Origin of the sequence: Aquimarina sp. I32.4, from assembly GCF_002924285.1 — a bacterium.
GTDB lineage: Bacteria > Bacteroidota > Bacteroidia > Flavobacteriales > Flavobacteriaceae > Aquimarina.
The window spans coordinates 1-5,848 of the sequence record NZ_PGUB01000170.1 but is presented as its reverse complement, the minus strand read 5'-3'; the positions used below and the strand labels follow the sequence as shown (position 1 = coordinate 5,848).

Here is a 5,848-nt window from a genome sequence, read left to right as displayed (position 1 = left end):
AATTGTTTACCAAACAATTTGATAAAGCGTTCTATTAGTGCGATACGTTCCCCACTATTGGAATTTCCTCTTTTGTCTAGCATGGTAAAGAGCAGAGGAAAAGCTACACCTTGATAAACAACACCTAACATAAATATATTGATATTGGCTTGTCCAAATTTCCAATTGGTACGATCAATAGTTAATTTTACTTTATCTTGTTTGGGTAATAAGTTAAACACCAATTTGGCAATCAAATCAGCTTCCAAAGTATACTCAGCGATAAAACGTTGAATACGTCTTAAAGAAGAACTAGTGTTAGCTGTAGTGTCAAAAGCATTTGCCAATTTATCAAAGGTTACAGATTGTACTTTACATAAGCTACTAATAAAAAGTGCTATTAGCTTTATGCGAGCTAGATTTATTTTTCCTTGAAAATGAGTATTGAGAACAGAAGTTAATTCACTATTTTTAGTGACAGCATTGGTTTTCTCCATTAGATAAATAGGTCGAATTATTCATCTAATATATTGAAAATCAATGCTTTATCCTAATAAAACCATGCGTATTTTACTAATAATCAAGTAATTATATTTTTGTCATGTACTGTGCTGATTTATACAATAGAACAAACAACTTACCAAATTTGTTACGACTAATGGTGTAATAGAAACTCTCAATACATGTTTTGAGAGTAAATAATAGGAGTATTAAAGTATCCTACTTTTTTAAAATTACATGATTTGAGTCATAAACTTCAGATTTTGTATTCATGTAATTTTGCTATTTATCAAAGGTTGTTAAAATGAAATTGATATATATAAATCTGATTAATTACTTTATTTCAATAGCTTGTTTTTTGAGCATTTATCTGTGTCATAAGATTTTAATTAGTGGTGATGATCATACGTTGATTATAGCTGCTTTTGGAGCTTCGGCGGTTTTAACTTTTTCTAATGATACGATTAAACATTCATTTGTTAAAATTTGTTCATCTTCTATCATAGCTGCTATCATAGGTGTATTCTGGAATCAAATTGATATTGCATTAATTTTTAAAATAACAATAACAATAAGCTCTTGCATTTTAATCATGAATCTTGTTAATATTAGTTATCCTCCTGCAGGAGCAATTGCGGTTATTCCATTGATTTCTAATGCACAAATACAAGATTTGGGGTATTTATATGTTGTATACCCTACAATGACAGGTTTGTTGATTATCTATTCATTTTCAATAGTAAAAGAAAAATTTAAAAAAAAAATATTATGGCAAGTAAAGAAACAATTGAAATCGTAAAATCTACAGCACCAGTTCTAGAAGAACATGGAGAAGCAATTACAAAAGTGTTTTATAAGTTACTATTTAAAAAATATCCTGAATTAAAAGATGTTTTTAATATGATAAATCAAAAGAAAGGCACACAACAACGAGCATTGGCTAATGCTGTTTTTCAATATGCAGTTCATATTGATAAATTAGAAATGTTAGGAGATGCAGTAGAGACTATTGCTCAGAAACATGCTAGTTTATCTATTCCAAAAGAAGCATACCCAATTGTGGGAGAAAATCTTCTGGCAGCTATAAAAGAGGTATTAGGAGATGCTGCGACTTCAGAAATTATGAATGCCTGGGAGGAAGCTTATGGTGATCTAGCTGCTATTTTTGTAAAAAGAGAAGAGGAAATTTATTCTAATGGAGAAAATACTACTGGAGGTTACAGAGGAACAAAAGAATTTATTGTAGTCGATAAAATAGAAGAAAGTAATGTGATTACCTCATTTTATTTGAAAAGAAAAGATGGGACTCCAGTTCCTAAATTTATAGCAGGTCAATATATTGCTTTGACAATAGAGATACCTAATACAGATCATAAGCATACTAGAAATTATAGTTTGTCAAACGCTAATGATAAAGATTATTTAAGAATTAGTGTTAAAAAAGAAGAAGGAGATTTAGATGGGATCGTTTCTAATTATTTGCATTCAACTATAAATATTGGTGATGTTTTAATGATAGGAATGCCATCAGGAGAATTTGTTTTGAAAGAAAAAGAAAACCCTATTGTATTTATAGGTGGGGGAGTAGGGATAACCCCTCTGATAAGTATGTTTAGTGAAGTAGTACATAATAAAAAGAATCAAGAGGTTATTTTTATTCAATGTGCTTTGAATAGTAAAATTCATGCTTTTTCTGATGAAATCAATGCGCTGATCAATGAAAACTCAGAATCAATAGTTGTTTATAGTTCACCTTTGCAAACTGATCTTATAGGAGAAAATTATGATTATAAAGGGTTCTTGACAACAGAAATACTAAAAGATTTACGTGTTTCTAATGAAAGTGAATTTTATTTTTGTGGGCCAACTCCTTTTATGTCAAATGTTTTAAAAATAGTAAATGATTTAGAGGTACCTCAAGAAAACATACATTATGAGTTTTTTGGACCAGCAGAAGAGCTTGTTTTAGCGGATTAGTTATTTATGTTTATTGTCCTTCTGATTCTTTTTAATCAGAAGGACAATAATTATTTTTTATAGTGTATTGCTATCAGAGATTTAATAAAAATAGGCTTATATCTTACCTAAATCTGGTTACAGTTCTTCCAAAATAGATTTTCCGCTTGATTTATCGCCCGAGGTCCATTGCCAATTTTCATGAAGCCTTATTTTTCCTGTTGAGGTCAATTCAGGTTTTGAAAAACAGATTCCAGTCATTAATTCTCCTTTTTTATTAACTTGGTGGTAGCGCATTTCTATAGTACCATCTTTGCTTACAATTCCTATTAAGTGTCCTGTGATAATTTGGTCGCTTTGATATTCTGAAGTAAGAATATTACCTGTTTGTTTATACTCAAACACTGTATCTGAGGATACTTCTGCATTTTCTGTAAGATCAATTGGCCTGAATCGTTTGTTATTATAATTCATTGGGATGGTATTTTTAACTTAAAGCAAATTCTACAGCAGCTTCAGCATGAATTCTAGTGGTATCAAAAATAGGAATATTTACATCGGTACTTTTTATTAGTAAAGGAATTTCTGTACAGCCTAAAATAACTCCTTGGGCACCTTGATCTGCATAGGTATCTATAATGGTTTTATATTTTTCTTTTGATGTATCTTTTATTTCTCCATGCACGAGCTCATCATAAATTATTTGATGAATGATTTCTCTCTCGTCTTGATTAGGAGCAATTACTTCAATGCCAAATTTTTGTAACAAAATTTCTTTAAAAAAATCTTTTTCCATGGTGAATTTGGTACCTAGTAGTAACACTTTTTGAATCGCACTTTTTTTTATTTTGTAGCCAGTTGCTTCAGCAATATGTAAAAAAGGGATTTTGATATTTTCTTTGATTGCACCGCTACATAAATGCATTGTATTGGTACATAAAATAACGAGTTCTGCTTTTGCATTTTCTAGATTCAAGGCAGATTCTACCATTTTGTTATTCAATTCATCCCATTTGTTTTTATGCTGAAGCTTTTCTATTTCTGCAAAATCAACAGATTCTATGATACATTTTGACGAGTGAAAGCCTCCTAATGTTTTTCGAATTTTTTCATTTATAATTTGATAATAAACAAGTGAAGATTCCCAAGACATTCCACCAATTAAACCAATTTTTTTCATAAAATAGTTTTTATAGTATTTCTAATTCTTTAGCTATTTCAACTCTCCATTTTTCTTTTTCATTGTATTTAATATTGTACTCTTCTATAGGTATATCCAAAAGGTTGAATAATTTCTCTGCTTTATGAAAGTCGATTTTTTTTGCAACATTTATAAAATTAATAACCTCAATTCCATCATCAATAACATCTTCATAATATTGAATCATAATATCCATCAAAAGTAGGCACCAGTTTTGATTATAATCATGATATATTTCATCATTCTCTAATTCAAAATGAATTATTTTGGTTGTTTTAGCATTGTATATTACTACATAAAAAGATTCTCCTTCATCATAGATGGGGATTACATTAAAACCTTTTAAAACCTCGTAGTTTGAAATAGTTGGTAGATAATAATAGGCTCCTTCTACATCTTCTATACGAAACTCTAGTTCTGGTATCTTTCCTATGTTTTCGATAAATAACTTTGGAGCTCCAAATTTTATTAATCTAGCTATTCTATCTTCTTGAGGAATAAGTTTATTCATAATTATAGGTAATCAAGGTAAAAGTAACAGAATCAAAAAAAGAGATTTTTTAGAGAGATGTTACTATAAAAATGGTATGTTTTTTATACTATTTGATTCCAGTAGTAAATATACCTTCTATTTGAAAAACTTTACCATCAAACTCTAATTCTGGTTCTTTGATGATTTGTGTTGAAATATTTTTGAATCCAGCATTACTTAATAAACCTTCAACATCATGACTTTCATATTTCTGAAATCCATGTTTTGCTAGTTCTAATTGATCCATACAACTTTTAGACCTGTAGGCAACCAATAGTTTTCCGTTTGGTTTTAAAACTCTTAAAAGCTCTTTTGCGTTATTTATAGGTTGTGGCCAAAAATAGAGTGTATTTGTTGTTGTAATACTATCAAAACTATGATCATCAAATGGGAGGTTTTCAATTGATGCTTCCTTAAAAAAAGCACTTTTATTATCAATTAACTTTTTATTGAATAAAGATGCTTCTTGAACCATAGTTGCAGAAAAATCAACTCCTGTATAGGTTAGATTATCGGCCATATTAAGTAGGTCCTTCACAAAAAAGCCGTTGCCCATTCCTATTTCTAAAATATGATCCTCTTTTTGAGGAGTGAGTACTTTGTATGAATTGAGACAAATATGTTTATTGCTTTTGTTCATCAATAGACCTATCTGTTTTCCTGTTTCTCCATCAGGTTGTCTTAAATGTTTTGCGAGTTCTTCTGGAGCTAGTTTAGTATCAGAATTAAATTTTTCTGCCATAATTTTTTGTTTTTTTATATGTAACCTCTCTCATTAAAAGATAGAGTAGGTAGTAATACCATTTCCAACTTAAATTTACTCAATAAAACTGTGCCTTTTTGTCTAATATTTCAAAATAAAACACGACCGTAGGCCTGTTATGCTTGAATTTTCTTTTTTATCTAAGTCAAAAATCCATCATTTTTCTTGTGAGTAAATTTAAATCAGAACTCGTATAAGCAATCGATATGTATTGAATTAATACTAAATCAAATTAGGAATACAACTTATTAACTATGGATAAGTGTACCCTAAATTAATTATAGCTTTTGTATATATCTATGTATACGCAGGTATTATATTTATCGAAGGTAGCTAATTAATATAGAGACTGCAAAATCTTTAAGCTATATTCTATAATACGACTTAACTAGTTATCTTTGTTTTAAAACAAGTGCAAATGGTACCAGAATCTTTCACAGAATTTTTCAAAAGCCTAGATGAATTGGGTCGTGAGACCGTAATTAGGGAGCTATTATCTATGGTCGATCCTTCAGAGCCTGACTTGTATACTGTTCATTCCGAGGTGCAACAAATCCAGTCACTACATTGCCCTAATTGTCAAGACATCGATATCCGTGCAAATGGCAAGGCTAATGGTGTGCAACGTTATTTTTGTAAATCGTGCAAGAAGTATTTTAGGGAAACTACAGGTAAAGTTACTTTTGGTTTAAAAAAGGGGAACTTGCTTAGTGTTTATTTGTACCATATGCTATTAGGCAATTCGATAAAGAAATGTGCTGAACAGACAGGTATCTGTCTCCAAACTTCATTTGACTGGCGGCATAAGATATTAAGTGCCTTTGAAGGGGCTGTTCCTAATGGTTTTGAAGGTATTGTAGAGAGTGATGATATTTTCTTTCTTGAATCTGGCAAAGGAAACAGGGAATTACCTAGA

At 30.1% G+C, this 5,848-nt stretch carries 6 protein-coding genes and 2 pseudogenes; 3 read left to right on the top strand and 5 right to left on the bottom strand.

The window, feature by feature from the left end; all coding sequences use genetic code 11:
• Positions 1–476 (bottom strand): annotated as a pseudogene (locus CVD18_RS21105) (IS4 family transposase); the annotation flags it as partial.
• Positions 477–838: 362 nt separating this feature from the next.
• Here CVD18_RS21105 and CVD18_RS21100 point away from each other — a divergent pair.
• Together CVD18_RS21100 and hmpA are read left to right on the top strand one after the other, a co-directional pair.
• Positions 839–1,279 carry an HPP family protein gene (locus tag CVD18_RS21100; RefSeq protein WP_233194611.1) on the top strand — a complete coding sequence of 147 codons (441 nt, stop codon included), beginning with the start codon at positions 839–841 and terminating at the stop codon, positions 1,277–1,279.
• On the top strand, positions 1,249–2,457 hold the full coding sequence (gene hmpA / locus CVD18_RS21095) for an NO-inducible flavohemoprotein (protein WP_103867460.1): 1,209 nt from the start codon (positions 1,249–1,251) through the stop codon (positions 2,455–2,457). Before CVD18_RS21100 ends, hmpA begins: the two co-directional genes overlap by 31 nt.
• Positions 2,458–2,574: 117 nt before the next feature.
• On the opposite strand, the gene CVD18_RS21090 is transcribed toward hmpA, so the two are convergent.
• The 4 genes from CVD18_RS21090 to CVD18_RS21075 all read right to left on the bottom strand — a co-directional run bounded on the left by CVD18_RS21090 (position 2,575) and on the right by CVD18_RS21075 (position 4,911).
• The gene (locus tag CVD18_RS21090; protein ID WP_103867459.1) at positions 2,575–2,910 is read right to left on the bottom strand and encodes a n-acetylglutamate synthase; all 336 of its coding nucleotides are present in this window, start codon (positions 2,908–2,910) and stop codon (positions 2,575–2,577) included.
• Between the two features lie 13 nt (positions 2,911–2,923).
• Positions 2,924–3,616, bottom strand: coding sequence for an aspartate/glutamate racemase family protein (locus CVD18_RS21085; RefSeq protein WP_103867458.1), 693 nt, complete (start codon positions 3,614–3,616; stop codon positions 2,924–2,926).
• Between the two features lie 10 nt (positions 3,617–3,626).
• Entirely contained in the window at positions 3,627–4,148 is a 522-nt protein-coding gene (locus CVD18_RS21080; protein ID WP_103867457.1) for a hypothetical protein, read from the bottom strand.
• Between the two features lie 88 nt (positions 4,149–4,236).
• A complete protein-coding gene (locus CVD18_RS21075; RefSeq protein WP_103867456.1) occupies positions 4,237–4,911 on the bottom strand; it encodes a class I SAM-dependent methyltransferase in 675 nt (224 codons plus the stop codon).
• Positions 4,912–5,350: 439 nt separating this feature from the next.
• Here CVD18_RS21075 and CVD18_RS21070 point away from each other — a divergent pair.
• Positions 5,351–5,848: pseudogene (locus tag CVD18_RS21070) on the top strand (hypothetical protein); the annotation flags it as partial.